Origin of the sequence: Clostridium pasteurianum BC1, from assembly GCF_000389635.1 — a bacterium.
In the GTDB taxonomy this organism is placed as follows: domain Bacteria; phylum Bacillota; class Clostridia; order Clostridiales; family Clostridiaceae; genus Clostridium_I; species Clostridium_I pasteurianum_A.
Window position 1 is genome coordinate 3,257,996 of sequence record NC_021182.1, and the last position, 25,799, is coordinate 3,283,794.

26 protein-coding genes are annotated in these 25,799 nt (G+C 29.7%); 2 read left to right on the plus strand and 24 right to left on the minus strand.

All coding sequences use genetic code 11. The features are described 5' to 3' along the window. Positions 1-11: 11 nt before the first annotated feature. The 9 genes from CLOPA_RS15425 to CLOPA_RS15465 form a co-directional block, all read right to left on the minus strand. Entirely contained in the window at positions 12-1,190 is a 1,179-nt protein-coding gene (locus CLOPA_RS15425) for an acetyl-CoA C-acetyltransferase (protein WP_015616360.1), read from the minus strand. 520 nt (positions 1,191-1,710) lie between these two features. Beyond that, positions 1,711-2,304 (minus strand): TetR/AcrR family transcriptional regulator, encoded by a 594-nt coding sequence (locus tag CLOPA_RS15430; protein ID WP_015616361.1) that lies wholly within the window; start codon positions 2,302-2,304, stop codon positions 1,711-1,713. 170 nt (positions 2,305-2,474) lie between these two features. Further along, positions 2,475-3,653: a metallophosphoesterase gene (locus CLOPA_RS15435; protein ID WP_015616362.1), complete on the minus strand. Its 1,179-nt coding sequence runs from the start codon at positions 3,651-3,653 to the stop codon at positions 2,475-2,477. Positions 3,654-3,864: 211 nt separating this feature from the next. Further along, the gene (locus CLOPA_RS15440; protein ID WP_015616363.1) at positions 3,865-4,980 is read right to left on the minus strand and encodes an FtsX-like permease family protein; all 1,116 of its coding nucleotides are present in this window, start codon (positions 4,978-4,980) and stop codon (positions 3,865-3,867) included. After that, positions 4,977-5,660 carry an ABC transporter ATP-binding protein gene (locus CLOPA_RS15445; protein WP_015616364.1) on the minus strand — a complete coding sequence of 228 codons (684 nt, stop codon included), beginning with the start codon at positions 5,658-5,660 and terminating at the stop codon, positions 4,977-4,979. Before CLOPA_RS15445 ends, CLOPA_RS15440 begins: the two co-directional genes overlap by 4 nt. A 12-nt stretch (positions 5,661-5,672) precedes the next feature. Then, positions 5,673-6,812 carry an ABC transporter permease gene (locus tag CLOPA_RS15450; protein WP_015616365.1) on the minus strand — a complete coding sequence of 380 codons (1,140 nt, stop codon included), beginning with the start codon at positions 6,810-6,812 and terminating at the stop codon, positions 5,673-5,675. A 250-nt stretch (positions 6,813-7,062) separates the two neighbouring features. Next, complete coding sequence (locus CLOPA_RS15455; RefSeq protein ID WP_278246063.1) at positions 7,063-7,647, minus strand: response regulator; 585 nt, start codon at positions 7,645-7,647, stop codon at positions 7,063-7,065. A gap of 101 nt (positions 7,648-7,748) precedes the next feature. Further along, a complete protein-coding gene (locus tag CLOPA_RS15460) occupies positions 7,749-8,951 on the minus strand; it encodes a sensor histidine kinase (protein ID WP_015616366.1) in 1,203 nt (400 codons plus the stop codon). A gap of 262 nt (positions 8,952-9,213) precedes the next feature. Next, entirely contained in the window at positions 9,214-9,537 is a 324-nt protein-coding gene (locus tag CLOPA_RS15465) for a hypothetical protein (protein ID WP_015616367.1), read from the minus strand. A gap of 275 nt (positions 9,538-9,812) precedes the next feature. On the opposite strand from CLOPA_RS15465, the gene CLOPA_RS15470 reads away from it, so the two are divergent. Next, the gene (locus CLOPA_RS15470; RefSeq protein ID WP_015616368.1) at positions 9,813-10,496 is read left to right on the plus strand and encodes a DUF4397 domain-containing protein; all 684 of its coding nucleotides are present in this window, start codon (positions 9,813-9,815) and stop codon (positions 10,494-10,496) included. A 34-nt stretch (positions 10,497-10,530) separates the two neighbouring features. On the opposite strand, the gene CLOPA_RS15475 is transcribed toward CLOPA_RS15470, so the two are convergent. From CLOPA_RS15475 to CLOPA_RS15490, 4 genes are all read right to left on the minus strand, one after another. Beyond that, positions 10,531-11,097 carry a non-canonical purine NTP pyrophosphatase gene (locus tag CLOPA_RS15475; RefSeq protein WP_015616369.1) on the minus strand — a complete coding sequence of 189 codons (567 nt, stop codon included), beginning with the start codon at positions 11,095-11,097 and terminating at the stop codon, positions 10,531-10,533. A gap of 324 nt (positions 11,098-11,421) precedes the next feature. Next, the gene (locus CLOPA_RS15480; protein WP_015616370.1) at positions 11,422-12,741 is read right to left on the minus strand and encodes a gluconate:H+ symporter; all 1,320 of its coding nucleotides are present in this window, start codon (positions 12,739-12,741) and stop codon (positions 11,422-11,424) included. 280 nt (positions 12,742-13,021) lie between these two features. Beyond that, entirely contained in the window at positions 13,022-14,038 is a 1,017-nt protein-coding gene (locus tag CLOPA_RS15485) for a zinc-binding alcohol dehydrogenase family protein (protein ID WP_015616371.1), read from the minus strand. A gap of 342 nt (positions 14,039-14,380) precedes the next feature. Continuing rightward, positions 14,381-15,067: a GntR family transcriptional regulator gene (locus CLOPA_RS15490; RefSeq protein ID WP_015616372.1), complete on the minus strand. Its 687-nt coding sequence runs from the start codon at positions 15,065-15,067 to the stop codon at positions 14,381-14,383. A 186-nt stretch (positions 15,068-15,253) separates the two neighbouring features. Here CLOPA_RS15490 and CLOPA_RS15495 point away from each other — a divergent pair, with 186 nt between their 5' ends. After that, positions 15,254-15,754 (plus strand): amidase domain-containing protein, encoded by a 501-nt coding sequence (locus CLOPA_RS15495; protein WP_015616373.1) that lies wholly within the window; start codon positions 15,254-15,256, stop codon positions 15,752-15,754. Positions 15,755-15,845: 91 nt separating this feature from the next. On the opposite strand, the gene CLOPA_RS15500 is transcribed toward CLOPA_RS15495, so the two are convergent. The 11 genes from CLOPA_RS15500 to CLOPA_RS15550 all read right to left on the minus strand — a co-directional run bounded on the left by CLOPA_RS15500 (position 15,846) and on the right by CLOPA_RS15550 (position 25,777). Beyond that, on the minus strand, positions 15,846-16,475 hold the full coding sequence (locus tag CLOPA_RS15500; protein ID WP_015616374.1) for a response regulator: 630 nt from the start codon (positions 16,473-16,475) through the stop codon (positions 15,846-15,848). Next, positions 16,468-17,598, minus strand: coding sequence for a sensor histidine kinase (locus CLOPA_RS23890; RefSeq protein WP_015616375.1), 1,131 nt, complete (start codon positions 17,596-17,598; stop codon positions 16,468-16,470). Before CLOPA_RS23890 ends, CLOPA_RS15500 begins: the two co-directional genes overlap by 8 nt. 86 nt (positions 17,599-17,684) lie before the next feature. Next, on the minus strand, positions 17,685-18,002 hold the full coding sequence (locus tag CLOPA_RS15510) for a type II toxin-antitoxin system RelE/ParE family toxin (protein ID WP_015616376.1): 318 nt from the start codon (positions 18,000-18,002) through the stop codon (positions 17,685-17,687). Continuing rightward, on the minus strand, positions 17,980-18,270 hold the full coding sequence (locus CLOPA_RS15515) for a type II toxin-antitoxin system Phd/YefM family antitoxin (RefSeq protein ID WP_015616377.1): 291 nt from the start codon (positions 18,268-18,270) through the stop codon (positions 17,980-17,982). The genes CLOPA_RS15510 and CLOPA_RS15515 overlap by 23 nt, the downstream gene beginning before the upstream one ends. An 85-nt stretch (positions 18,271-18,355) precedes the next feature. Continuing rightward, a complete protein-coding gene (locus CLOPA_RS15520) occupies positions 18,356-19,558 on the minus strand; it encodes an ABC transporter permease (protein ID WP_015616378.1) in 1,203 nt (400 codons plus the stop codon). Then, a complete protein-coding gene (locus tag CLOPA_RS15525) occupies positions 19,555-20,682 on the minus strand; it encodes an ABC transporter permease (RefSeq protein ID WP_015616379.1) in 1,128 nt (375 codons plus the stop codon). The genes CLOPA_RS15520 and CLOPA_RS15525 overlap by 4 nt, the downstream gene beginning before the upstream one ends. A 1-nt stretch (position 20,683) precedes the next feature. After that, on the minus strand, positions 20,684-21,454 hold the full coding sequence (locus CLOPA_RS15530) for an ABC transporter ATP-binding protein (RefSeq protein WP_015616380.1): 771 nt from the start codon (positions 21,452-21,454) through the stop codon (positions 20,684-20,686). Positions 21,455-21,837: 383 nt separating this feature from the next. After that, positions 21,838-22,671: an Rpn family recombination-promoting nuclease/putative transposase gene (locus CLOPA_RS15535; RefSeq protein WP_015616381.1), complete on the minus strand. Its 834-nt coding sequence runs from the start codon at positions 22,669-22,671 to the stop codon at positions 21,838-21,840. Between the two features lie 325 nt (positions 22,672-22,996). Further along, complete coding sequence (locus tag CLOPA_RS15540; protein WP_015616382.1) at positions 22,997-23,503, minus strand: hypothetical protein; 507 nt, start codon at positions 23,501-23,503, stop codon at positions 22,997-22,999. A gap of 83 nt (positions 23,504-23,586) precedes the next feature. Then, on the minus strand, positions 23,587-25,266 hold the full coding sequence (locus CLOPA_RS15545; RefSeq protein WP_015616383.1) for a B12-binding domain-containing radical SAM protein: 1,680 nt from the start codon (positions 25,264-25,266) through the stop codon (positions 23,587-23,589). After that, a complete protein-coding gene (locus tag CLOPA_RS15550) occupies positions 25,241-25,777 on the minus strand; it encodes a hypothetical protein (protein WP_015616384.1) in 537 nt (178 codons plus the stop codon). The genes CLOPA_RS15545 and CLOPA_RS15550 overlap by 26 nt, the downstream gene beginning before the upstream one ends. Between the last annotated feature and the right edge of the window lie 22 nt (positions 25,778-25,799).

Here is a 25,799-nt window from a genome sequence, read left to right on the forward strand (position 1 = left end):
TATAAATTAATTTATTCCCTTTCAACTATTAACGCAGTTCCCTGGCCTCCACCTATACATAGTGTAGCTAGTCCTCTCTTCGCATCTCTTTTTTCCATAGCATGCAATAATGTAACCAAAATCCTTGCTCCTGAAGCTCCTATAGGATGTCCCAGTGCTGTTGCTCCTCCATTTACATTTACTTTCTTCATGTCAACTTTTAAGTCTCTTGTTACTGCTATACTTTGAGCTGCAAAAGCTTCATTGGCTTCTATTAAATCCAAATCCTCTGCATTTAAATTTATTTTTTCTAAAGCAGCCTTTGTTGCATAAAAAGCCCCATAACCCATTATCTTTGGATCTACTCCAGCTGATGCATAAGAAGAAATTTTAGCTAATGGTTTTATCCCTAGTTCCTTTGCTTTATCAGCGCTCATTATAACTAAAGCTGCTGCTCCATCATTTAATCCAGATGCATTACCAGCAGTAACTGTTCCATCCTTTTTAAAACATGGTTTTAACTTTGATAATGCTTCTATATTGCTGCCAAATCTTGGCTGTTCATCTGTATCAAATACAAATTCACCTTTTCTTGTTTTTACTACTATAGGTACTATTTCCTCTTTGAACTCTCCATTTTTTATAGCCTTTTCAGCTTTATTCTGTGATTCAACTGAAAATTCATCCTGCTCTTCTCTTGTTATTGACCACTTTTCGGATATGTTTTCAGCAGTTATTCCCATGTGATAATCATTAAATGCATCCCATACTCCATCCTTAATCATTTCATCGACAAACTGCCCATTACCCATTTTATATCCAAATCTAGCATTATCAACTAAATAAGGTGCTCTTGACATATTCTCCATACCACCTGCTACAATTATATCAGCATCTCCAGCTTTGATTATTTGAGCTGCTAAACTAACAGTTCTTAGGCCTGATCCACATACTTTATTAAGAGTAAAAGCTGGAACTTCTATAGGTAATCCTGCCTTTATCACTGCCTGTCTTGCTGGATTCTGTCCTAAACCTGCCTGAAGAACATTTCCTAAAATAACTTCATCTATCTCCTCTGGCTTTATTCCTGATCTTTTCACTGCTTCTTTTACCACTGCTGCTCCCAAATCCACTGCTGGCACATCTTTAAGGCTTTTGCCAAAGGCTCCTATAGCTGTCCTAACTGCACTAACTATTACAACTTCTTTCATTTAAATCTCCTCCTAATTTTTGATGTTAGATATCTGAAAATAGATAATAAGATGTACTATATATTTAATAAATGTTAATAAACATTTTTAAATATTTCATCTTTCATATTTTTCAACCCTTTCATAGTTTTATTTTGTAGGATTATATTGCTACAAATCTAATTAAATTTAAATATACAGCTTAAAATAATTTATTCTATGACTATTTGCTTTAATACTTAATCTTCTAAAATCACAGATAAATCATCAAGCCTCTTGAACGAAATTCTTATGATTTACTAAGGCTAGAATTTAATTAAATCAACTTCAGTTATATGTTTTATATTTATAATAGACTGGTTGGTTTACAATTTATAAAAAATATATTATGAATTAACTAGTTAAAAATTTAACACAAAATTGCATAAAAAATATATTTATCCCATAACTAGCCATTGTAATACTTTCTTTTCCAGAGATACAATAACAGCGGCACGTTCCTGGATAATTCATCAAAACTTAGTTTAGGTACAAAGACACACTAAGTAAGATTCATTGATATATTATTATGTAATTGTATTTCTAATAAATCCTTCAACATAAAGTCAATTACATTTTTATCTTTAGTAATTCTATAGTAAACTGTATATCCTTCATATATGGAAAAAGCTTTTCTAGCAATACTATCCAATTTATCCTCTGATACTTCCGAAACTTTCAAAGAATTTTTAAAAACCTCAATTAATTCCTTAATTGAATATGCATACATATCAGATAAATCTTCTTCTATAAATGCTATTTCTAATCCTAATATGGCTATGGGACACCCAAAGAACTTACCCAGTGATGTAGAATTCTTTATATCTAATACTAATTTATTTATAAATACATCCCAAGTATTATTTGATAATGGCTTAAGCCAATTCTGTACTATAATTTTATAATAATATTTAGATACTTCTACTGCAAGATCTTTCTTACTTGAAAAATGAAAATAAAAGGATCCTTTTGATACTCCAGCTTCGGTCAATATATCATTTATACCTGTGTTTGAATATCCTTTTTGCAAAAATAATTTAGCAGCTATTTCTATTAAATATTTTTTTGAATTTTCACCTTTGATACCCTTATTCAAAAGTATTCCTCCCATAAAAATTAACGATTTATTATTAACTCTGCTTTAATAATAAACCGTTCGGTATGTTTTGTCAATATAATATATAAGAATATTTACAAATAAAATATCAACAAGTCTTATTCAATAGAAAACATGTTGATATTTTTTATAGTAACCATTAACATTTTTTATTTATTGAAATTTACCTTTATATTGACTAGTTCACCCTTTGTTCCAATTCTTATAGGTGGCCCCCAGGTTCCATAACCTGAAGAAACTATTAAATTAAAGTTGCCTTTGTTAAGATAGCCATAGGCATCTTCAAATACAAGTTTTGTAATGAAATTATTGGGGAAAAATTGACCATTATGGGTATGTCCTGACAGTTGTAAATCTATCTTTTCTTCTTGAGCTTCTTCTAATTCTATAGGTCTATGATTTAATACTATAATTGGAAGTGATTTATCTATATTTTTCAATATTTCTTTTAAGGATTTTGTCTGATGTTTTGTCACAGATATACTTGCTGGATCATCTCTTCCTATCACATAAAGGCTGTCATCAATTTTCTCTGCTGTATCCTGTAATATTTTCACATTACTACATTTAAAATATGAAAAAGTTTCTGCTAAATTTGCTTCGATATATTCATGATTTCCAGTGATTGCATATACTCCATATTTAGATTTTATATTTTTTGAAGCATGTGCAAGATATTGTTTTGATTTACTATTAGTATTTTCATCTACCATATCACCACAAAAGAAAACTATATCAGCCTTTAAACTATTTATTGAACTAATCATTTTATCAATACCTTTTTGTTTTACACCTATGCCAACATGTACATCCGAAACCATAACAATATTAAGTGAGTCAATTTTACCAGCGTTTTTGTTTATATTAACATTATAATTAGTAACCGTAGGATGTATTGTCTTCCATACCCCAAAGGAAATAAGAATAAAAACTACTAGGAAAACTAAAACTCCATTATCATATATTTTACTTAAATAATTTATAGCTTCTCCTTTTAAACCTATTTTCCCAGAAATAAATTTTATAAGATCAGTAATTGGAAATAATATCATCAAATAAAAAAAGGCAGCAAGATAGATTGCTCCAACTAATTTAGATATTGAAGTCAATAAATTATTTGCTGACAAAAAACTTCTGAATATAATACCTAAAATATAAGAAAGTGACAAAATCCAAAATAGTATCCAATATACTATTATTTTAGATTTATCATTTTTATATGGAAATATATTCATGCCTTTTCCAGCAATATAATAACAAGCCATTATATATAGTGAAAGAAAAATTAGTATCAATGAAACTGTTACTATTGATTTTAATACTTTCATTTAAACACCTCTTAAAAATTCACTTATATTTATATCTATTATTGAAATAGCTTATATAGCATACATTATATCAACAAGTTTGTTAATTTTTTAAACATTTACTTTGTATTACTTTATAAATTAATCCTCAATGTACTAATAAGTAAAATTTTCAATAGAAAAAGTTACCCCAGACATTAAATCTTTATATCTGTGGTAACTTTCATATATACTAAATATTAATGCACTCATAATCCATAGCCTTAAGCTCCCTTAAAGGTGAAATCATACTTATTACGGACACAAATATTGGAACTAGGAGAGCAGTAATCATGCTACCTGTTCTTAAACTATAAATATATTGACCATTAGGTTCCCATACAGTTATATTCAGAATTTCCACTACTAAAATGGTAAATGCAATACCTAGTATATAGCCCAATATATTCACTGCTAAATTTTCCATTAATAATTTTCTATAGAGAGCTATTTTTCTGTAACCAATAGCCGTTAAAATTGAAAATTCATTTTTCCTATTTAAAAATACTACATAGTTTAAATTTCCAATGGAAATACAAAGTACTATTATAATTATAGTATCCAATATTATTCCCAGTGCATTCATGCTTTCTATTATTTGATTCACCTCTGTTACAGCTGATTTATAATCCACTATATTTACATTTTTATCTCCCATGTCCATAATTTCATCGTTAATTCTTCTATCATTCATGGAAAACATCAAGCTGTATTTTAATGCATCTTCTCTTTTTATACTTCCTGAATTAGATGTAAAAGCAATATTTACAGGACCATCTATTATTCCACTTACCCTATACTTTTTATTAAAATTTGCCCTTAGATCGGGATTTGTTCCAATATAATCTCCTATTTTAATTTTGTTTTGCTTTGCATATTTTAGAGATATGATTATTTCATTTTTATTATCCGCTGGATTTGTTCCCTGCTGAAGCTTCATATTAAAGATATTAAGAAGTTTAGGTATATCCTCTGAAAAAACGTTGTATCCTTCAACAGACATACTTCCAAAAGGACTGTGATATTCAAAATATCCTACATCTCCTATAATTGGAATGATATCTTTCACGTCCTTACTAGTACTAATTTTATTTAATATTTTATCTGATATGCTATTTTTATTTGTGCTGTTTACGATAGTTACTTTGTCAACTACATTGATACTTCCAAGCTGTATAGCGTATATGGTGCTATATAATAGTATAGAAAAGAAGTACACAAGGAACACACTGAGTACTATACATACAAATCCAGGTAACACTTTTCTTTTATTATTTTTTAGATAGGTTATTATGGAAAGAGGTTTCATAGTATCCCTCCTTTTTTGTTATCAATAGATTCTATAGCTCCATCCATCATATTGATAATATAATCTGCATCTTTAAGTATAGATGAGTCATGGGTTACCACTATAATAAGTTTGTCTTTTTTATAGTTTTCAAGAAAATTCATAACCTCTATTGCACTTTTATGATCCAGAGCTGCTGTTGGTTCATCTGCAAAAATAACTTTAGGATCAGTTATAAGTGCCCTTGCAATAGCAACTCTTTGTCTCTGTCCCCCTGAAAGCTGATATGGCTTTTTATTGATAAGATGCTCCAGTCCAAGCTCTTTTAATATAGATATTGCTTTATTTTTTGCTTCACTGCTATCATTATTTATAGGAACCAGTACATTCTCAAGTACTGTCATATAATCAATTAAGAAATGTCTTTGAAATATAAAACCAAACTCTTTTTTTCTTATATCTGCACTTTTGGCTGTTGAAATTTTACTATAGTCCTTTTCCTCATAATAGACCTCCCCTGAAGTAGGTATTTTAAAACCAGCCAATGCATAGAGAAGAGAACTTTTTCCTCCACCAGAAGGCCCCATAATTCCAATAAGTCTATTGCCATCAATAGAAAGATTTATATCCTTCAGTGCATAGGTCTGCATTTCTTTTCCTATATCATAAACTAAATTTACATTTTCCATCTTAAATATCATAGCTGTTACCCCCTAATTATTTTCAATCATTTTGATTGGATCAAGTTTATTTATCATTATATTTATAGGTATTATTGTAAATAGTATGGTAAACAGAGGAACATATAAGGATACAATGAAAGCTTTTGAATAAAGTACTACTCCCACAGCACCTGCGGCTTCGAAAATATTCATCTTATTCATATAACTTAATGCAATACCCAAGAGTATACCAATTATATAGGATATGCTATTTACTATAACCACCTCAAGTATTGCCCTTTTTAATATATAACTCTTGTCATATCCAATGGCATTTAGTATTCCCAATTCTTCTTTTCTATTAAAAAACTGCACATATTTTGAGCTTCCCACAGTTATTACCATTAAGACTATGGCAAGTATACTTACAATATCAAGTATTCTCAATGCTCCCATTTGATCTGTAAATTGCTTAGAAACACTATTAATAGTCTCACTTTGTACCTCATCTCTAGGCAAAGATTCTATAATTTTATTGACTTCACTTGCTTTACCCATCTTAGGAAAAATCATTATTCCATTTCTCATTATATCTTCTCCACTATCCTTTGTTGGAAAGGTTTCATTATTAGCTGAAACAATAGACATCATTGTTTCTCCTTTTAAGATGCCAACCACCTTATATTTGCCATTGAGTTCCTCAAATTTGTTTACTTCATTTCCCACGCTGTCTCCAATTTTAATTTTCTTATTTTGTGCCACAGGATAATTAACTGCAATTTCATGTTTATTTTCTGATGGTAATCTTCCACTGGTAACAGTAGTATTCTGCTTTGATAAAAAATAATTTATATCTTTGTTTCTTAAGGCAAATACATCAGCCTGGTTAAGACTTCCTGGTGTACTGTATCTCAATCCATATTTCATAAATGGAATTAGTTTATCCACATTAATGTCATCATTAAGTTTATTTATAATATCTTCAGGTATAGGATTGCCCTTATTATATCCTTTCACTGTAGAATAGTATTTATATTGAATCACACCAAGTTTATAGGAAGAATCATACATGGATTTTACAAAAGTATTTAACACATACAAAAAACTTACTGCAATGAATACGGAAAGAATTGAACTTATAAATTTTTTCTTATTATTTCTATAATAATTGCATATGGACAGTGGCTTCATATTTTATCTCTCCTTTTCTTTTAACTGCTTATTTAGGTAATCTTCTATTCATGTCATCTTTGCCTTGCTATTTATTTTAAGATTCCTAAATTAGCTTATATTACAATAATAACTAAATTTCCAATCATAAAAAAGTTACCACAGTAATAAAAAATATGACTGTGGTAACTTTTAAAAATAATCAATGAATCTTCAAAGTAAGCTATACCTGTTCTGAGTATTCCTTAAAATATATATTGCAATAATTAGCTTACATCTTCAATATTCTTTTTATTTCAAGAGCTGCTGACATTCTATCTGAAGTGCCAATTTTACTATAAATATTACTTATATAATTCTTTACAGTACCTTCTGATATAAAGAGTGAAGATGCTATCTGCTTATTATTAAAGCTCATTGCAAGCATTCTTGCTATTTCCACCTCTCTTTGTGAAAAGTCATTGTTAATATTTTCTTTAGTTTTTATTACAGAGTTAACAGTATTATTTGAAAGCTTTTCAGCTAATTTTCTTGCTACACTTGCCGGCAGCATAATTGAACCCTTATATGCTTCATTAATAGCTTTAATGAGCTCGTCCCCTTCTATATCTTTAAGTATGTACCCAGCCGCTCCATAATTTAATGCTTCAACAATATAATCTATATCATTAAAAGTAGTCAAAACCAATACAATAATTTCAGGATATAAGCTTTTTAAAATTTTAGTACATTTCACTCCATCCATTTTAGGCATTCTTATATCCATTAACACTAAGTCAGGTAATTTTTCTCTGCAAAGCTTTATAACTTCCTCCCCATTTTCTGCTGTTCCCACTACATTTAAATTTTCTTCCAGCTAAAGAATAGTTTTTAATCCATCTCTCATGAGGGTTTGGTCATCTGCTATTATTATATTTATATTACTCATTGTTCACCTCTTAAATAGTATTTGTAAGTTTAATTTTTAACATTACATGGCAAAGAAATATACAATCCAAAGCCTTCCCCTATTTTAGAAGACATATCTATATTTCCCCCAAGTTCAAGCACTCTTTCTCTCATAGCCCTAAGACCAAAGCCAGGAGTAAATAAATCCACACCCAATCCATTATCCTCCAGTGAAAAAAATATTTTTTCATCTTTGGAATACAATTTAAACAAAAAAGCACTACTTTTACCATGCTTTATCCCATTAGTAAGTCCCTCTAGAAGTATTGATATAATAACTTTTTTATGAGCCTTCTCAAATACTATTTTATCATCTATTTGAGCTTTAATTATAACCTCTGAATGCTTTTCTGCATCAGCTATAATAGATCTCAGTTGGGAGTAAAAATCAAGTATATCTTCCCCATTTTCAAGTATACGTACAGAGCTTCTTATATCATTAAGTCCCTTTCTAACTTGCTGCTGGGCTAAACTTAGCTTATCCATTGCCAGATTTAAATCTTTTTTTACAAGTCTTTTTGAGGCTTCCATTTCAACTAAAACCGTAGTTAAAGTATGTCCAACAGTATCATGTATTTCTCTGGCAATTCTATTTCTTTCTTTTAGTGCAGTTATAGTTTCCACTCTTTCATAGGCAATTTTAAGCTCATTGTACATAGAATCCTTTTCAAGTTTTTTAATTGTAATATCCTTTAATGATTCTTCTATAAATTTTGTCTGCCTTAAGCGATAGTTTATTAAGAAAAATATTATGTACACCACAATAAAAATTGGAAGCATCAGTAATACAGCTACAACAGCCCTTCCAGTATCTTGATTCATTTTACTTAAAATTGAAATACAACATATTGCATACATAGTAAAAAACGCAATAATACCAAATAAAAATCTTTGATTTATAACTATATCTTCTAATATAAAAATATATAAAACTGTAGATATTAATGTTATATCAAATTTATTGATTAAAAATATTAAAAGAACCTGTAAAAAATATATAGATATAATGAAAATATCATAGTTTTTAATTTTGATCCATTTATTGTAAAATTTATATAAAAAGAAGGTGTTAATTGAATAAAGAGATAAAAATAGAAAATATAAAAACATTAGCCCAATCCACTCTTTGTTGTATACACAATTTATCAACATAATTAGCGTAAATGCACAATAATTTATAATTATTATAAATTCCTTAGTTCTGATTTTCATTATAAACCCTCCAAAACTACTACAAATAAATCTATAAATATTATACCAAAATAAAATGGCGATGTTTTAAAATACTACTCATTTTAAAACATCGCCTAAATAATTATTAACTTTACATAAACAGAGTTCTTAGCATCAGGTGGAGTTTTTGTTTATGACCTCTGATGCTAAGAAATCGTTATCCAGGGACGTAGCCACTCTTTACTCCCACTTTGAAGAAGCTGGGAGTATAGAGTGAGTAGCCATCGGACAAATACAAAAATTAGCAGCCAGGACAAACTGTGCAGGGACTTTCAGGAACCTTAACAGCCTTTAATTCAAGACCTTGTCCTTTATTTTCATTATTAGATAGGATTGTAAATCCTTCAAATTCCTCTAATGCTTCTTTATCAATGATGAAAGTAATATCCTTAACTTGTTCTGAAACATCATTATCACCTTTTACTCCATAGTCAAGATTAAAAGTTACTTCTTTACAGTTTCTTCCTAAATAAGTTATTCTTAAATTAAAATCTTGCATATTAGTATTTACTAAAAAACTCTTGAATTCTTCATAAGCTTCATCGCTAACTTGCATAAAACTCATATCATGCACCTCCAAATAAATAGAATTTAAACCAGCAAATGTAACATATTCAAAATATTATAATCAAACAATATTTTGTTTATCTATCTGGTAATTATAATAGCATATCTTTGACTATTTATCAATTGTATTTTGATATTTTTCTAATTTTATATTAAGCAGCATTTTACTTTTTAGCTGTAACTTAAAAAAATTAATATGTATATGTTAACAGATTAACGCTTTATTTCATATAATAAGTTATATATTAGAATTTTTTATTAGGGGGTATTCCTTTGGAAAATTTAAATTCTGAAAAATCTTCGACAACCTACAGTAACGAAACTTATTCAGATTATAGCATAGAAAAAAGCTACAGAGAATCTCAAACTAATTCGTACATCAGATTTTTTAACGCTTCACCCAATTCCCCAGCTTTAGATATTTATGTAAACAACACTTTACTTGTGCAAAATTTACCCTACAAAGAATTTTCACTTTATTTTCCTGCTTCCACAGGAAACTATAACATTAAAATTTTTCCTACTGGACAGAATATAAATCCTTATGTGGATGCTGACCTTTATGTAGCACCAAATACTATTTCTAATTTAGCCATTATTGGAAATGCTCCAAACTTAAGTTTGTACACTATTCCAGAGCCTGTAACTGCACAAAATTTTGGAAGACCTTGTGTTAGATTCGTCCATCTTTCACCAGATGCCCCTGCCGTTGATTTAAATTTATCCATTGGTACAAAAGTTTTTAGCAATATTACTTATAAAAAAATTACTGATTATGCTTGCCTTCCCTCTGGAACATATACTTTCACAATAAATGCCACTGGATCAAATGATACAATATTAACTATTCCAAATGTTCAGCTTTTACCAAATACTTATTATACTATTTATGTCTTAGGCTCCGCAGAAGCCTCTGTCCCTTTAAGTGCTGTGGTTACAGCAGAGCAACGACAATAAAGAGGAGATTTTTAATCATCCTCTTTTTTAAAATTTACAATGAACTATACCATTCTCCAAACTTTTTCAGACAGCTGTCCTCTTTTGTCTTATCATATATTATGAAATCCTCTTCATCAAACTCCGCTAAAGTTTTATCAAAATCTTCCGGTTTAAATATATACCATAGTTCAGACCATTTATCTTCATTGTCTTGTCCTCTTATACTTTCTGAAAGTGTTCCCTGAGATTTACTCTCAAAAAATTTTATATCCACTCCATCATAATACGCTAAACAGGATCTAAATTCGCAGTATCTGTTATCAATACCCTCCATTAGTTTCAATACACCTTTTATTCCTATAGTATCTAGCATTGGATTAACATATGCCCTAGGAAAGCCATTTAGTTCCTCAATAAAGAATCCTGCATCTAAGGCTATACATGGTTTATTCACTATTTTATATCCTTGTATAACTTTTTGCTTGGCTATTTCTTTTATGTCGTCACTTCTCGGCTCTATAAGTTCAGCATCATAAGATAAAACTTTTATGTTTTTTAGCTCTTTTTCTGCTGAAGCAATTTTACCTTTATTTGTTGTTACAAAGATAATTTCCTTCATTTCATCCACCACCCTTTTTAAATAAAATATTAGTGTATAAGTATATTTTATATTAATTTTATAAATAATTCAAAAACTAAGAATAAAATTATAGAAAATGTAGAAAAAAGATAATCAATACAGGCAGATTTATTGTGCCTATATTGATTATCTCATATAAACAAAGTTCTTAGTATCGGTATTTATGATACTTACTAACAGATTTCTAAGTATCAGTATTTTTGATACTTAGAAATCGTTGTCCAGGGACGCAGCCGCTCTTCACTCCAACTTTACGAAAGGCAGTGGGAGTGTTAGAGAGAGTAGTCATCGGATAAATTTAAATTAATATATAATAGCATTTAATGTTAGTGCTCCTGCAAGGCCTACAAAGGACAAAATTGTATCCATTAAGGTAAAGGATGCAAAGGTTTCTGGTACACTTAAATTAAAAAATTCTTTAAACATCCAAAAACCAGTATCGTTTACATGAGGGAAAATTAAACTTCCTGCCCCTGTAGCCAATACCATCAATTCCGGACTTACATGGCTTACTTGAATTATAGGCATCATAATTCCAGCTGCTGTAATAGCTGCTACAGTAGCAGATCCTTGGGCAATTCTTATGAGTGATGCAATTAACCAAGCTAAAAATATTGGAGAAATGTTGGTTCCTTGTATAAGCGTAACTATATATTTTCCTACACCACTATCTATAAGTATTTGCTTAAAAGCGCCTCCACCAGCTATTATAAATATAATCATTGCTATAGCACTTACAGCCGATCCTGCTGTTTTTTCAATTTCCTTCATATTTTTTCCTCTGTTTATGCCAAAAATAAAAAATCCTATAAGCAATGCTATCAATAGAGCTATAACTGGATCCCCTATAAATTCAAAGAAAGTCTGCATACCAGATTTTTTAGTCAGAATCATCTTACCAATTGTAGCTAAAGTCATAAGTATTACTGGAATTAATGCTGCAATCACACTTACAACAAAACTTGGCATTTCTTCTTCTTTAAATACTTTTTTATTAAATAAATCTTTAGGAATTTCATGATCAAATTTTTTTAAGAACCTAGCAAGAAAAGGACCACCTAATAGAGCCGCAGGAATTGCTACTATTATTCCGTATAGCAAAGTCAAGCCTATATCTGCTTTATATATAACAGCAATAGTTGTGGCTCCTGGATGTGGTGGTAAAAATCCATGGGTAGCAGATAGTGCCGCTGCTGCAGATATCCCTATAGTAAGTGGTGGTACCTTGGCATATATTGCAATTGTGAAAATAATAGGTAATAGCAAAACAATTCCCACTTCATAAAATAATGCAATTCCAACAATAAAACTTGTTAATACAATGGCAATTTGAACATGTTTCTCACCAAATTTATCAATTAAGGTAGTAGCTATTCTCTGTGCCGCTCCACATTCTGCCATGAGTTTTCCAAATATAGCTCCAAATCCAAGAATTAATCCTAGATAACCTAGCGTACTTCCCACACCATTTTCAATAGATTTAGTTATACTTAATATTGACATGCCTTCCATATACCCTACTATCAGTGCAGTTATAATTAATGAAACAAAAGCATTTAATTTAAAAAACATTATTAACACCAATAATATTGCAATTCCTATGCAAACTATAATTAACGGCATATAGAGTCCTCCCTTAAAATTATATTAAATATGATAATTTTATAGAAAATCTGTTGTTGTAAAATTAAAGTCAAAATACTTTTATACATAAACAGAATTCTTGACATCAGGTGGAATTTTTGCTTATGACCTCTGATACCTAGAACTCGTTGCACTTTAGGTCAAATCTTCATCCAGAGACGCAGTCACTCTAATACTCACACCTTGAAGCAGATGGAAGTATTAGAGTTGGTAGTCATCGGATAAACAACCTTAATTGAAAACATCAAATTGAAATAATCTATTTTAAAACAGCATTAATTTTTAGATATTTTTCAGGATGATCTGAAAGTTCCTCTACTGCTTTTGGTATTTCATCTATAGACACTACTTTACTAATTATAGGTTCAACATCTACAGTTCCATCAGAAATTAACTTTAATGCCTCTTCAAATTCCCCAACACTTGTTCTAGCCCCTCTGATATCGAGCTCCTTTTTAGTTATTAAATCTGTTGGAATACTTGTTTCTTTTTTAGGCCATCCTGTAAGAGCTATCCTTCCAGCATAGGATACATAATCAATTGAATTTCTTATGGCTGAATTAGCACCTGAAGCTTCAATTACCACTTCTGCCATTCTCCCATTTGTAATCTTTCTTATCTTTTCTTCTGCATTTTCTTTTACAGTATTAATAATATTTTTTATTCCCAATTTAACTGCAAATTCTAATCTTTCATCCACAATATCTATAACTATTGGAACCGCCCCATAAGCTATAGCCGATAATGCCATTAGTATACCTATTGCACCTGCTCCATTTATAACAACATGTTCTCCTTCTTTTACTTTAGTTCTATGAATTGCATGTAATGCTATAGTCAATGGTTCTGCCATAGGGATTTGCTCCCAAGGAATATTATCAGGAGCTTTAACCAATAATTCTGATGGATGTGTAAATAATTCTGTCATTCCTCCATCTATGTGAACACCTAATACTTTTAAATCTTCACAACAATTTGTCCTTCCTAAACTACAGGGATAACATTTACCACAGTAAATATAAGGATCTATAATAACCCTGTCTCCTTTTTTTATTCCTTTACTGTTATCTCCTATCTCTAGTACTTCTCCTGCTATTTCATGTCCTATTATCCTTGGGTAAGATACCAGTGGGTTAACTCCCCTATAAGCTCCGATGTCCGAGCCACATATTCCCAAGGCTTTAACTTTTATTAGCGCTTCATTTTCCTTTCTTACTGGCTCTCCAATCTCATTAATTCTTATATTCTTTGGCGATTCCAAATAAACCGTTTTCATATAATATTCAACTCCTTTTTTATTTTCCTTTTCAAGAGTTTCCCCTATTCTATTTAAGTATACTGCTCCTAATGCTCTATTATAAAGTCCATATCTCAGTTTTCCAGCTTATCATTGTCATACCAACTAAATGTCTATTAATACTTTATTCTCCTTTCTTTTTTCAATTTATTATTAAATTCTATCCTTAATGTAAACATTTTCTTATGTATACTTGTATACTAGCATATGTGTAATAAAACATCAAGAAGTATTAATAATTTCCACCCTGATGTTTATATCAATTCGCTATAGTTTAGGTATATGAAAATAAAACTTTCCTTATTACTATATTGTAATTAACTATTTAAAATAACTCTTGTATTCAAAATCTTTATTAAAAATCTCGTCCCATCCTTTTTTAGGTTCTTTAAGATGTTTAGTCACTAAAGCTTCAACAGATTTTATATCTTTATTTTTTATGGTTTCAATAAACTTTTCATGCTGTTTAATAGTACTTTCATTAGAATATTTAGTTTCTGCTATTAATCTTAATCTATCATAATGAGTACTTATTCTCAATATTCCTTTCCAAACTTCTGATCTTTTAACACCTGAAAATATTATATTATGAAATTGTACATCTAATTTATGAAAATCTATTTCACATTCTGTTTTCCCAGAAATATATTTTTGCGATATCAAACATTTTTCAAGTTCTGACAATTTATCCTTCGGGAAATCTTTGCAGGCCAGTTTCATTACTTCTATTTCTAAATAATACCTCATGAAAAATGCCTCTTCAATAAGATTTTTATCTATTAATGAAACATAAGTTCCGATTTGAGGCTTTACTTCGATGAGATGCTCTTCCTTTAGCTTCATCAAAACTTCTCTAATAGGCGTTCTTGAAATATTCAATTGTTGTGCTAATATAGTTTCACTAATGTTTTCACCTGGTTTAAGTTCTAAGGACATAATATTATTTTTTAAAATTCTATATGCATATTCCCTTCCACTTTCTCCATCTAATCTATCTAATAGATTCATAGTTGCGCTCCCTTAAAAACTATTTTTATTTTAAAATTTGATGTTATAAGTTTAACATATACACACCCTACTATCAAAACTATAATGTTAAAACACCTTTAAAATTTATATCTTTATATGTAGAAACTGTACTTTTTATTTACGTATTATCATAAAATATAACATAATTAATCTTATGGAGAAATTATGAATAATAAAATAAATTCCAGCTATTCTCGAGTTAATGCTGTAAATTATGCTATAAAGTATGCAGAGAATCCAAATCCTTCATACAAATATTTTCCTGTACAATATGATAATGGTGGTGATTGTACAAATTTCACTTCCCAGTGTCTATTTGCAGGAGGAGCACCTATGGTTTTTTCAAGTAGAAATATATGGTGGTATAATAGTAAAGGTTGGTCTGTTTCCTGGGCTACAGCACATTCTCTCTATTGGTACTTAAAAGTAAGCGGAAATGATAACTTGTACGGTGTTAAAGGAAGAGAAGTTTCCTCTATTTCCTCATTGGAAACAGGAGATTTAATATTTTATAGAAATGGCAATGATAAACTAACTCATTCTGCAATTATAACCTCTTTTAAGGATGATATGCCTTTAATATCACAGCATAGTCCTGAGATTTTAAATATACCTTATATAAAACTTTGGGCAAGTAAAATGCATTTTATAAAAATATCACTATAATTTAAATAATTTTGAAGATAAAATAATATATATATAATCTTATCCTCAGTATACTATAAACACATAATATACAAGTTTCTAATCATTATTTTCATCGTTTACCTGTCAAATAATATACTGCTAATTGAGTCCTATGACTTAAATTTCCCTTTTCAAGTATGGTACTTATATGATTTTTTACTGTACCTTCTCCTATAAATAATTTTGCAGCTATCTCTTTATTTGATAATCCCTCTGCTACAGCTTCAATAATTTCAAGCTCTCTTTCAGTAAAAATACTGTTATCAAAACCTACATTCATATAATTAGATCTTTTAGCTATCTTTTCAAATACTTTTTCGTCTAAAACATTCACGCCATTATAAAGAGATTTTATCATCTGTTTAAGCTTTTCTGGTGTATGATTTTTTATTAAATATCCCTTTGCACCATTTTGTATGGCCTTTTCTACCAAATCATAATCATCAAAAGTAGTTAATACCAATACTTTTCCTAGAGACTTTTTTACTATTTCCCTTGTAGCCTCTATTCCATCTACTTCTGGCATTTGAATATCCATCAATATAATATCCACCTTATTTTTCAAAGAAAGAGCTATAGCTTCTCTGCCATTTTTAGCACATCCAACTACCTGAAAATCCTCATCCATGTCTAATATTATTCTTAGACCATCCCTTACAAAATCGCTGTCATCTGCAATCACAATTTTTATCTTATCCACTATATTCCCTCTCCTTAATCTCAAAACCAAGGTTTGATGTTATGAAAATATTACCATTAGCTGCTTTCGTTCTCTCTTTCATACCAGTCAGCCCCATTCCTTCTTTAATATTACTACATCCTCTCCCATCATCCTCTATAGAACAGCGAACCAATTTATTGAGAATAACTATATTTATCTTTATATTTTTACACCCTGAATATTTCAAAGCATTTGAAAAAGCCTCTATGGAATTATTCAATATAATTTCCCAGATATGCTCTGGAACTTCATTAATTTCTCCACTACAAACAATCTTCGCATTTATATTATAGTTTTCCTTAAAATTTTCACATAATTTTCTAAGCTGAATCAATGACAGCTGACCTTTATTTGGCTTTTCTTTTCTTAAAATTGCTCTAATTTCGTCTAAACTTTTTCTTAAGTTATCTATTACTGCTTGAATAATTTTCTTGCTGTCCAATGGATTATCCTTAATTAAAAGTTTACATGCCTCAAGTTGATAAACAGATCCATTTATGCTATGTCCTATTTTATCGTGCAGTGCCTGAGATAATCTACTTCTCTCTTCAAGAGATTTATTTTCAAGTGCTAATGTAAATTTTTCAATATCATTTTTATGTCTCATTCTTTGCTTTTCTATAGATGTTTTTAAATCTTCTTCAGTATTGGTAAAATCAGTTAATATTGCTTTATATGCATTTATTATGTAGTAGTGCTGAAAGTACATAATATTGCAGCATAAGCAAGCTATAAAATATATTATTCTATTATTATCCTTCTGTAAAACAATTAAAAAGGTAAGTAAATATAGATATGATGGCAATCCAAAATAGGTTATTAAGTCCAATGCTACAATAGGAATAAGTACTGAATAAAAGCTTTGAAAATTAAAGATTAATATTATACAAATAGATAAGCATAAAATCAATAGAATTATACTCTTTTTATCAAGCAGTTCATAAAACAATGTAGCTGAAGTAAATATAAACAATAAGCTTATCTCTAAAATACTTCTTTCATATATAATTGTTACATTTGTAGCTATAAAATATATGATTAATGAAAATATGTATATTAACTTTGCAATTGGGAAATAATTTTCCATTATCTTTTCATTCATGTAATACCCCCTATAAATAAGCATTATATTTTATATTAATTATATCACAAAATATGGTTCAATGACTCTTATTTAGTTTGTAAAGACTAACGCACCAGCCATCCGTAATCCTGCCTGCAATCCACGATGTAATCAACGTACACCGTCTGATCCTTGATTTGATACAAAATCAGATACCATTTCTCAACAAACATCTTATGATATTTATTGAGTGGTATAAATTTGGCATCCAGAAACGGGAAACGCTCCGGCATTTGATATAGAGAGCGAATGGCCTCCATCAACTCATTCTTTACTTTACGGGCAGCGGAGGGACTTTTTTGCGCCAAAAATCGGACATGGCCCGCCAGCATTTGACGGGCACGGTTAGAAACAATTACCTTATATTGAGGTTTCTTTTCCATGTTCCACCTCATCAATGATGCTATCCAGATAGCTGTCCAGTTCCTCTGGCGTGGTTCCCTCTCGGCCGGCTAGACGGTCTTCCTCAACAGCTAACAGTTCTTCCCAAAGTTTCAGCATTTTTTCACGCCGATCAAACGCCTCTATATCCATAACCACAAGATCGCCCTCACCATTTTTCGTAAGATATACAGGCTCTCCAGAGGATTTGCACAAAGCAGCAATTTCATTATAGTTCTGCCGAATACTTGCAGACGGTTTAATTTGCATAGTATCAACTCCTCATAGTAATATTCTAACCATATTATACTCTTTTCATGCTATTTGGTCAATGAATACTTTATGTTGGAGTAATTCACGCTTTATAATTATTATTCACCTTTAACCCCAAAAATCCTATAGATAAAAACAATGCCATATATGCAATAACAACCATTCCAAATACTATACCCCATTGATTCGATCCTAGAAGTATCTGTTCTGCTGTTTTAACTACCCATCTCTGTGACATAAGTAATGAAACATTTTGCATCCATTTTGGAGTTATATCCAGTGGAAAATATAATCCTGACATTAGTGCAGTAATTGTAGTTATAAAAAAAGTTAAATAATTTGAATTACTTAGACTTTCAAAAATAGCTCCTAAAGCTATACTCAAGGTATTAAATATCAAACCTAATCCCAATATTAATATTGAAATTTCAAATAGATTCATACCTACATCAACTCTTACAAATAATTTTATACTAATAGCAATCATAGCAATTTGTACTATAAGAGCAGCTATAGCTACATAAACCTTTACCATGCCGTAATTAAATATACTACTCTTAGTAAGCATTATTCTCTTTAATACTCTATTGTTTTTTTCCTCAATAAATATAGATGCTATAAAATTACCACTGAACATTAAGGTAATTGACATAATAGCTACAAGATATCCAAAATTATAGATTTGTGATTTTTCTACAGTATTTAAAGCTTTTTCTCCTTGAGTAACAGAATTTAATTTTTCTTCTGTTTTATTCTGAGCTGCTTCTTTCATTAGCTGTTGAAAAACAGTTTTATCACCCTTTGCCATCGTTGAATACATATTGAATCTTGACAATATCATATTAATATTATTCTCTAAAAGCTTCACTCTTTCGTCAGTTCCTGTAGTGAATACATTTAATAAATTTTCATTATTACCTTTTATTACAGCATCAGAAAAGCCTGAAGGAATATATATAAATCCATTTGTAGGCGTTCTATTGGCTATATTTACTGCTTTTTCTTTGGCAGAATTTAAATCTTTAGTTGAACCTTCATACACAGTTATTTTATAGGAACTATTACTGTTTAATAAATTTATTATTTCCTTTGACAACTCACTTTTAGAATTATCAAATACCGTTACACTTGTTTTAAATACTGCAGTTTCTGAATTATCACTATTAACAGGTATTTTCAATATTAGAGCTGAAACTAATGGTATTAATAAAAACAGGAATATAGATGCTTTATTTCTAAACAGCAGCTTTAGATTTGATTTCAGCATTACGAAAAATCCGCTCATAGGACTTCCCTCCCTTTTGCAGTAGTTACTACTCCTATAATTATTGCTATAATTGATATAGTTAAAAGTAATATAATACATATATTTGTATAGTCACTATATCCTTTTATTGAAATCTCTACCAAGGTTCTATTTATATAATATAGTGGTGACAGCTTAGCAAGATTATCACTGACAAAGTTATACATATAGGTTTGAAAGGATCCTCCTACGAATCCAAAAAAGAAGGCAAACAAAACTATTATAACATTTGATAAAGCTTGACTTTTTATTATTAATGAAATTAATATTCCTAGGACTGAAGAAGTTATTATCTCTAAAAATAATATTCCTGCTGACAATAGAGGTGAATTACCCCAATTTACATCCATTAAAATTATTGAAGCTATTGTTGCTATACATATTTGGATGGATACTACAAGCACTGAAGGAATAAGCTTTCCAAAGAATAGCGTTAATGGACTGGCATTGGTAAGTCCAATTCTATCTGTAACTCCATATTTTCTCTCATTATTTACTATTAAGGATACCGATAACATTCCAAACCAAATAACATAAACAATTTCAGTTATACCATAGTATACTATTGAACTTGGCATTGGATCAACCTTCAGAGTATCTAGCTTAACAAAATTTTTATTCTCTGAGGTACTTCCACTCTCTGTTTTGATTGGAATTTTATTCTCAACTAAATAATTCACTAAAGCTTTATTTCCATCATATAAATACATTGCACTATTCATACTGTTTTCAAATATTTCTGCATTTATATTAAAGGCATCTTTTTTATAAATTGTATATTCATTATCATTTATATCCACATAGGCAGCTAGGCTTCCGTTTTTAATTTCTTCTACAGCTTTTTCCTTTGTCATCTTAGTTAAGGTAATTTTATTTTCTTCAAAAGCTTTTATAAAATTTGAAAAACTTTTATCTATATGGCTGCCAGCCTCAATGTTGTAACCTACAGTAAAAGACTTCAAAGTATAATCTTTATTGAGCATCTGTGAAAAGGCACTGGACAATATGGCAATTAACAAAATAGGCAGAAAAATTAAAAAGAGCATTGACATCTTATCTCTGAGCATGAGCTTAAAATTATTTTTAACTAATATTAATAACATTTTAAGAAACCTCCTCACCGAAGTCTCTAAGTTTTTTCCCAGTAAGTGTTAAAAATACCTCTTCTAAAGACATATTCTTATCATCCTTTGATACCAATGCTACAAGTTCCTCCTTTGTTCCTGACGCAATTATTTTTCCATTATCCATAATTGCTATCCTGCTGCATATAGCCTCAACCTCTTCCATGTAATGACTAGTGTATATAACTGTTGCCCCTTGAGAATTTACATACTTTATTTTTTCTAAAATATAATTTCTGGATTGGGGGTCTATGCCAACGGTAGGTTCATCAAATATGAGAAGCTCTGGCTTATGACTTAAGGCGCAGGCAATATTTAGCCTTCTTTTCATTCCCCCCGAGAAATTTTTAGCAAATCCATTTCTATGCTCAGAAAGTCCCACAAAATCTAATGATTCTTCCACTGCATTTTTTAATTGCTTTCCCTTTAAACCATAAAGTCCAGCAAATAGCTCTACATTTTCCCAAGCTTTAAGATTTCCATGTATAGCAAGCTCCTGTGGAATATACCCTAGCTTCTCCTTTATTTTATTCATTTCTTTTTTATTATCATAATTGAATACGGTAATTTTACCTGTGGTTGGTTTTACCAGAGAACAAATCATATTCATAGTGGTACTTTTTCCAGCTCCATTGGGGCCCAAAAGCCCAAATACTTCACCTTTATTTATCTCCAGTGATATATGGTCAACTACTGTTTTACTATCATATTTTTTACTTACCTTTTCTAAATTTAATATTGGCAATGCCATATTAACCACCTCCATGGTTAAATGTTATCATTTTCTTTTTTTATTTTTAAGTGCAAAAAGATATAAATAGGTATTACTTTAGTAATACCTATTTAGTCATCTTCAAAAAATAATTAAGTCAGTATGCTAGTATATTTGACTTGTTATCTATTTTCATATGCCTTATAAACAGAGTTCTTTGTTTCAGGTGGAGTTTTTTTCTCCAGCTGAAACTTAGAAATCGTTATCCAGGGACGTAGCAGCCGTTATCTCCCACTTTGATAGAAAAGCAGAGAACCAAAATCTTTGATTTTGTGTGAATCGCTTTCACAGAGTGCGATGGGAGTATTACGGATGGTAGTCATCGGATAAAAATAATTTCTATATTTAATTGTACTTATATATTATTGTTCATCTTTTAATTTCAATACTTCTTCCTTAGACAATCCTGTCTTTGATACTATTGTATCTATATCTAGTACATCCAACAAACTTTTAGCTACATTTTTTATACCTTCTTCTATACCTTCTTCCCTAGCGGTATACAGTTGCTCCTGTTTATCTATAGAGTCTTTCAGGTCATTCTCATATAATTCTCTTTCATCTTCATCTAGACACATTATATCTAATACTTCTACTGCCCTTTTGATATTTTTATCTTCTTCTAATTCTTTTGGTATTCTATTTCTGCTGTATTTATAAGCATTATTTAAAAAGGTAATCCATCTATCTAAGGTAGTTTTTATATCCCTTATGTCTTTATCAAATTTCTTAAGCTCTATAAAATGTAACTCTAATATATCTGAAAACTCTTTTCCTGTTTTTGAATTATAAAGCTTATATTTATTATGATAATCTTCTCCTTCAATATAGTTAAAATCTAATACATTTATCCCTATAGTCTTATTTAATGCTCCATATCTTCCCTTTTCCTGAAGTTGATCTGAGTATACTTTAGCCCAGTAGTACAAAGATCTTTTATCATAAAAGATCTGCGGTGCTACTTGAATTTCTATATCATACCACTTACCCTTTTCATCTACTGCTTTAATATCCAGTATTGACATCTTTCCATGAATATAATTAGATATGTTATAAGGATTTTTTATAGTTATATCCTTTATTTGTTCTTGCTCTGATAATACTGAATTTATAAAAGATATTAATAGTTCTTTATTCTCTTCACTCCCAAAGAGCTTCTTAAATGCAAAATCTACTTTTGGATTTATTTTACACATTATAATCACTCTCCCTGTAAATATCATATTCTCATTATAACTTAATATCCTTTATTATAGTCTACATTTAAAAATATTTCTTAAATAAATTCATTGTATTTTATTTATAGGTATTATCATTTATTTTAACTATTTCTATAGAAATAAAGAACTTGGAATTTTATTTCCAAGTTCTTTATTCTTAATTTATCCGATAACTAGTCGCTGTATCACTCCCCCGTCTACAAGGTGGAGATAACAGCGACACGTTACTGGATAATTCATCTAAACTCCCAATGAGTAAGATTCATTGATAATTGTATTTAAATTAAGTTTACCTAGCTTCTTATGAGAAGGCCTTCGTTAACTTTATTCTTAATGCCCTCTCAATAGCCCCCACTAATATAACTGTTATAACTCCATCGACAAAATGATGTGCAACTGTTCCTATACCAACTATATATAATGCATTAGCCGCTGTAAAACCAAATGGAATTACTATTAGGGCTTCAAGAATTGCGTGAATTGGTGCTGTAAATACTATAACCTTTTTAAATGACATACCTCTCCTTATTAAAAGTGCTCCAGCTAGTCCAACAAAAGTATGCGTAAAAGCTCTTGCAGCTATTACTGCTGGTGATGTAATTAAGAAGCCTAGAGCAGAACCAATCCCAACAACCACAGCGACTTCAGGAGCTATGAGCATTGCCAAGAACATTGGTACATGAGAAGCAAGAGTAGCTGAAAAAGGTGGTATTTGAATTTTTAAAAATGGCCCAAATACTATGGGAATTATGATTGCTAATGCGGTTAATAAACTCGTAACCGTCAATTTTTTAACATTATTTTTCATTATTTTACACCTCGAATATACTATTGTATATACAGAAGTATACATGAAAAGTTCACAATTGTAAATAGCGGTTAATATATCACTTAAAAATAAAATATATTATCTACATTATTCTCATCAAAAATTACATATTTTGTTTGCCTATCAATTTTACTTTCTACTTTATATTTTAATATATCTATATCAAATTTTTCTATGTGAAAATTTTGTTCTTTAGAAAATATGTTATCTTTCTTTAATTTATTTCTAATCTCTTTTTCCACAGCTTTATCAATATCTCTATTTAAAAATGTCGGAAGCCATTTTTTCTTATTGAATTTTAAATAATCAAATTTTATTATTTCACTTATATCACTATTATCTCCAACTAGTTCTTCTTCATTATATTCTAGAAACACTTTATAATAATCTGAAGATGATATATTTCTATCAAAATATCCTTTTTCCTTAAAAAAGTTTCCAAGAGAAAAATAAAAGTCAAAGGGTTTTTCAAATTTCGATACAAAATATTTAAGTATATTTCCAAACTTTTCGGAATTGTAATATTTATCCACCATGGCTTCTACTCTTTTAAGTTTCAGTATTTCTTCATAGCTTAAACAGTCTGTCTTAAGTATTTCATAAGGTGCATAGGGTGAATACACCATCCCCCATTCTTCAGCTTCATATCTCATAGCAGATCCCTTTAACAGTTTTAAAAATCCCAGTTGAATTTCTTCTGGCCTTATTGAATAGAGGTCATTAAAAGACTTCCTAAACCTTTCATAATTTTCTCCTGGAAGCCCTGCAATTAAGTCTAAATGCTGTTTTATATTTCTATTCTTCTGAAGCTTTAAAACCTTTTCCTTTATATCTTTAAATTTAATATTTCTATTTATATTTTTAAGTATATCATCATTTGTGGTCTGCACTCCTATTTCCAGCTGTATCCTCCCTTTAGGTGCAGTTTTTAAAAGTTCTATTTCTTCATCCTTTAATATGTCTGCTGATATTTCAAAGTGAAAGGTTGCATCTGCATGGGCGTTAATTAGAAAATTCCATATTTCCATTGAAAATTTATGATTACAATTAAAGGTTCTATCCACAAATTTTATAAGTTTTACTCCTTTATCTATAAAAAACTGTAGTTCTCTCTTCACTCTATCTACATTTAGAAATCTCACTCCATTACTGATAGAGGATAAACAGTATTTGCAATTAAATGGACATCCTCTGGAACTTTCATAATAAACTATTTTATTTTTCAAATTGTCATCTTCTCTATAGGGAAATACCACTTCATCGAAATTCATAAGTGATCTTTCTCCGCCATATATAATTTTATTATCTACTTTTTGATATAAACCTTTGATATTTGAGGCTTCTTGATAATCCTTTTTATTTATTCTCCACTGTATAAATTCCCTATATACAGCCTCTCCTTCCCCTTCAATAAGATAGTCCCCTGAATTATGAAGGAGAAATTTCTCAGCATCATAAGAGACTTCTGGTCCACCATATAATATCTCTATTTTACTATTTAAGGTTTTTATTAAATTTGCAAGCTTTTTTACATATTCTATATTCCATATATAGCAAGAAAAGGCCACAATATCTGGATTTTCAGTTATTATATTTTCAAACACCTTTTCTATTCTATCATTAATAGAAAACTCTTTTACTTTACATTTATAATCCATATCTACAGTGTATTCTTTTAAATACCTTACTGCTAAATTGCTATGTATATATTTAGAATTAATTGCTGCTAATAATATCTCCAATTAAAAAACTCCCTTTCTTTTGCGCCTTTATATAGTATATATTATCAGAGCATTTTAAATCAATTATATTAAAATAAGATTGCAAAAGCCTACCAGTATTTTTGCAGGAAGCATCTATTAATGGATTTCTGGCATTTATTGGCACCACTTTATATTTTCTATTTGGAACAAATACCTTAAGCTTCATAGAAATACTTTTAAATCTGGGTTTATCTACATCCCATAAATATAATATTCCATCCTTTCTTATATACTCAGAAATTTCTTTAAAAAAATTTAACTTGGATCTTTTAGTTTTAAATTCTAGCAACGAAAAAAATACTACACAACTGTCATAATAATTTTTTTCTATTCTATTTTTGTCTACATTTCCATTTATATAATCAATAGTTATATTGTCATCTATATTTTTACAAAGATCATAGACAATACCATTATTTTCAAAACCTATATCCAATACATTACCTATAAATACTTCTTTTTCCAAATTAATAAATATCTCTTTACCCATAAAACTCACACCCTTTAAATAC

Coding starts and splice junctions, on each gene's coding strand:
- CLOPA_RS15425 (WP_015616360.1), bottom strand. CDS start 1,190: ATGAAAGAAGTTGTAATAGTTAGTGCAGTTAGGACAGCTATAGGAGCC.
- CLOPA_RS15435 (WP_015616362.1), bottom strand. CDS start 3,653: ATGAAAGTATTAAAATCAATAGTAACAGTTTCATTGATACTAATTTTT.
- CLOPA_RS15440 (WP_015616363.1), bottom strand. CDS start 4,980: ATGAAACCTCTTTCCATAATAACCTATCTAAAAAATAATAAAAGAAAA.
- CLOPA_RS15445 (WP_015616364.1), bottom strand. CDS start 5,660: ATGATATTTAAGATGGAAAATGTAAATTTAGTTTATGATATAGGAAAA.
- CLOPA_RS15450 (WP_015616365.1), bottom strand. CDS start 6,812: ATGAAGCCACTGTCCATATGCAATTATTATAGAAATAATAAGAAAAAA.
- CLOPA_RS15460 (WP_015616366.1), bottom strand. CDS start 8,951: ATGAAAATCAGAACTAAGGAATTTATAATAATTATAAATTATTGTGCA.
- CLOPA_RS15465 (WP_015616367.1), bottom strand. CDS start 9,537: ATGAGTTTTATGCAAGTTAGCGATGAAGCTTATGAAGAATTCAAGAGT.
- CLOPA_RS15475 (WP_015616369.1), bottom strand. CDS start 11,097: ATGAAGGAAATTATCTTTGTAACAACAAATAAAGGTAAAATTGCTTCA.
- CLOPA_RS15480 (WP_015616370.1), bottom strand. CDS start 12,741: ATGCCGTTAATTATAGTTTGCATAGGAATTGCAATATTATTGGTGTTA.
- CLOPA_RS15485 (WP_015616371.1), bottom strand. CDS start 14,038: ATGAAAACGGTTTATTTGGAATCGCCAAAGAATATAAGAATTAATGAG.
- CLOPA_RS15490 (WP_015616372.1), bottom strand. CDS start 15,067: ATGAATCTATTAGATAGATTAGATGGAGAAAGTGGAAGGGAATATGCA.
- CLOPA_RS15495 (WP_015616373.1), top strand. CDS start 15,254: ATGAATAATAAAATAAATTCCAGCTATTCTCGAGTTAATGCTGTAAAT.
- CLOPA_RS23890 (WP_015616375.1), bottom strand. CDS start 17,598: ATGAATGAAAAGATAATGGAAAATTATTTCCCAATTGCAAAGTTAATA.
- CLOPA_RS15510 (WP_015616376.1), bottom strand. CDS start 18,002: ATGGAAAAGAAACCTCAATATAAGGTAATTGTTTCTAACCGTGCCCGT.
- CLOPA_RS15515 (WP_015616377.1), bottom strand. CDS start 18,270: ATGCAAATTAAACCGTCTGCAAGTATTCGGCAGAACTATAATGAAATT.
- CLOPA_RS15520 (WP_015616378.1), bottom strand. CDS start 19,558: ATGAGCGGATTTTTCGTAATGCTGAAATCAAATCTAAAGCTGCTGTTT.
- CLOPA_RS15525 (WP_015616379.1), bottom strand. CDS start 20,682: ATGTTATTAATATTAGTTAAAAATAATTTTAAGCTCATGCTCAGAGAT.
- CLOPA_RS15530 (WP_015616380.1), bottom strand. CDS start 21,454: ATGGCATTGCCAATATTAAATTTAGAAAAGGTAAGTAAAAAATATGAT.
- CLOPA_RS15535 (WP_015616381.1), bottom strand. CDS start 22,671: ATGTGTAAAATAAATCCAAAAGTAGATTTTGCATTTAAGAAGCTCTTT.
- CLOPA_RS15540 (WP_015616382.1), bottom strand. CDS start 23,503: ATGAAAAATAATGTTAAAAAATTGACGGTTACGAGTTTATTAACCGCA.
- CLOPA_RS15550 (WP_015616384.1), bottom strand. CDS start 25,777: ATGGGTAAAGAGATATTTATTAATTTGGAAAAAGAAGTATTTATAGGT.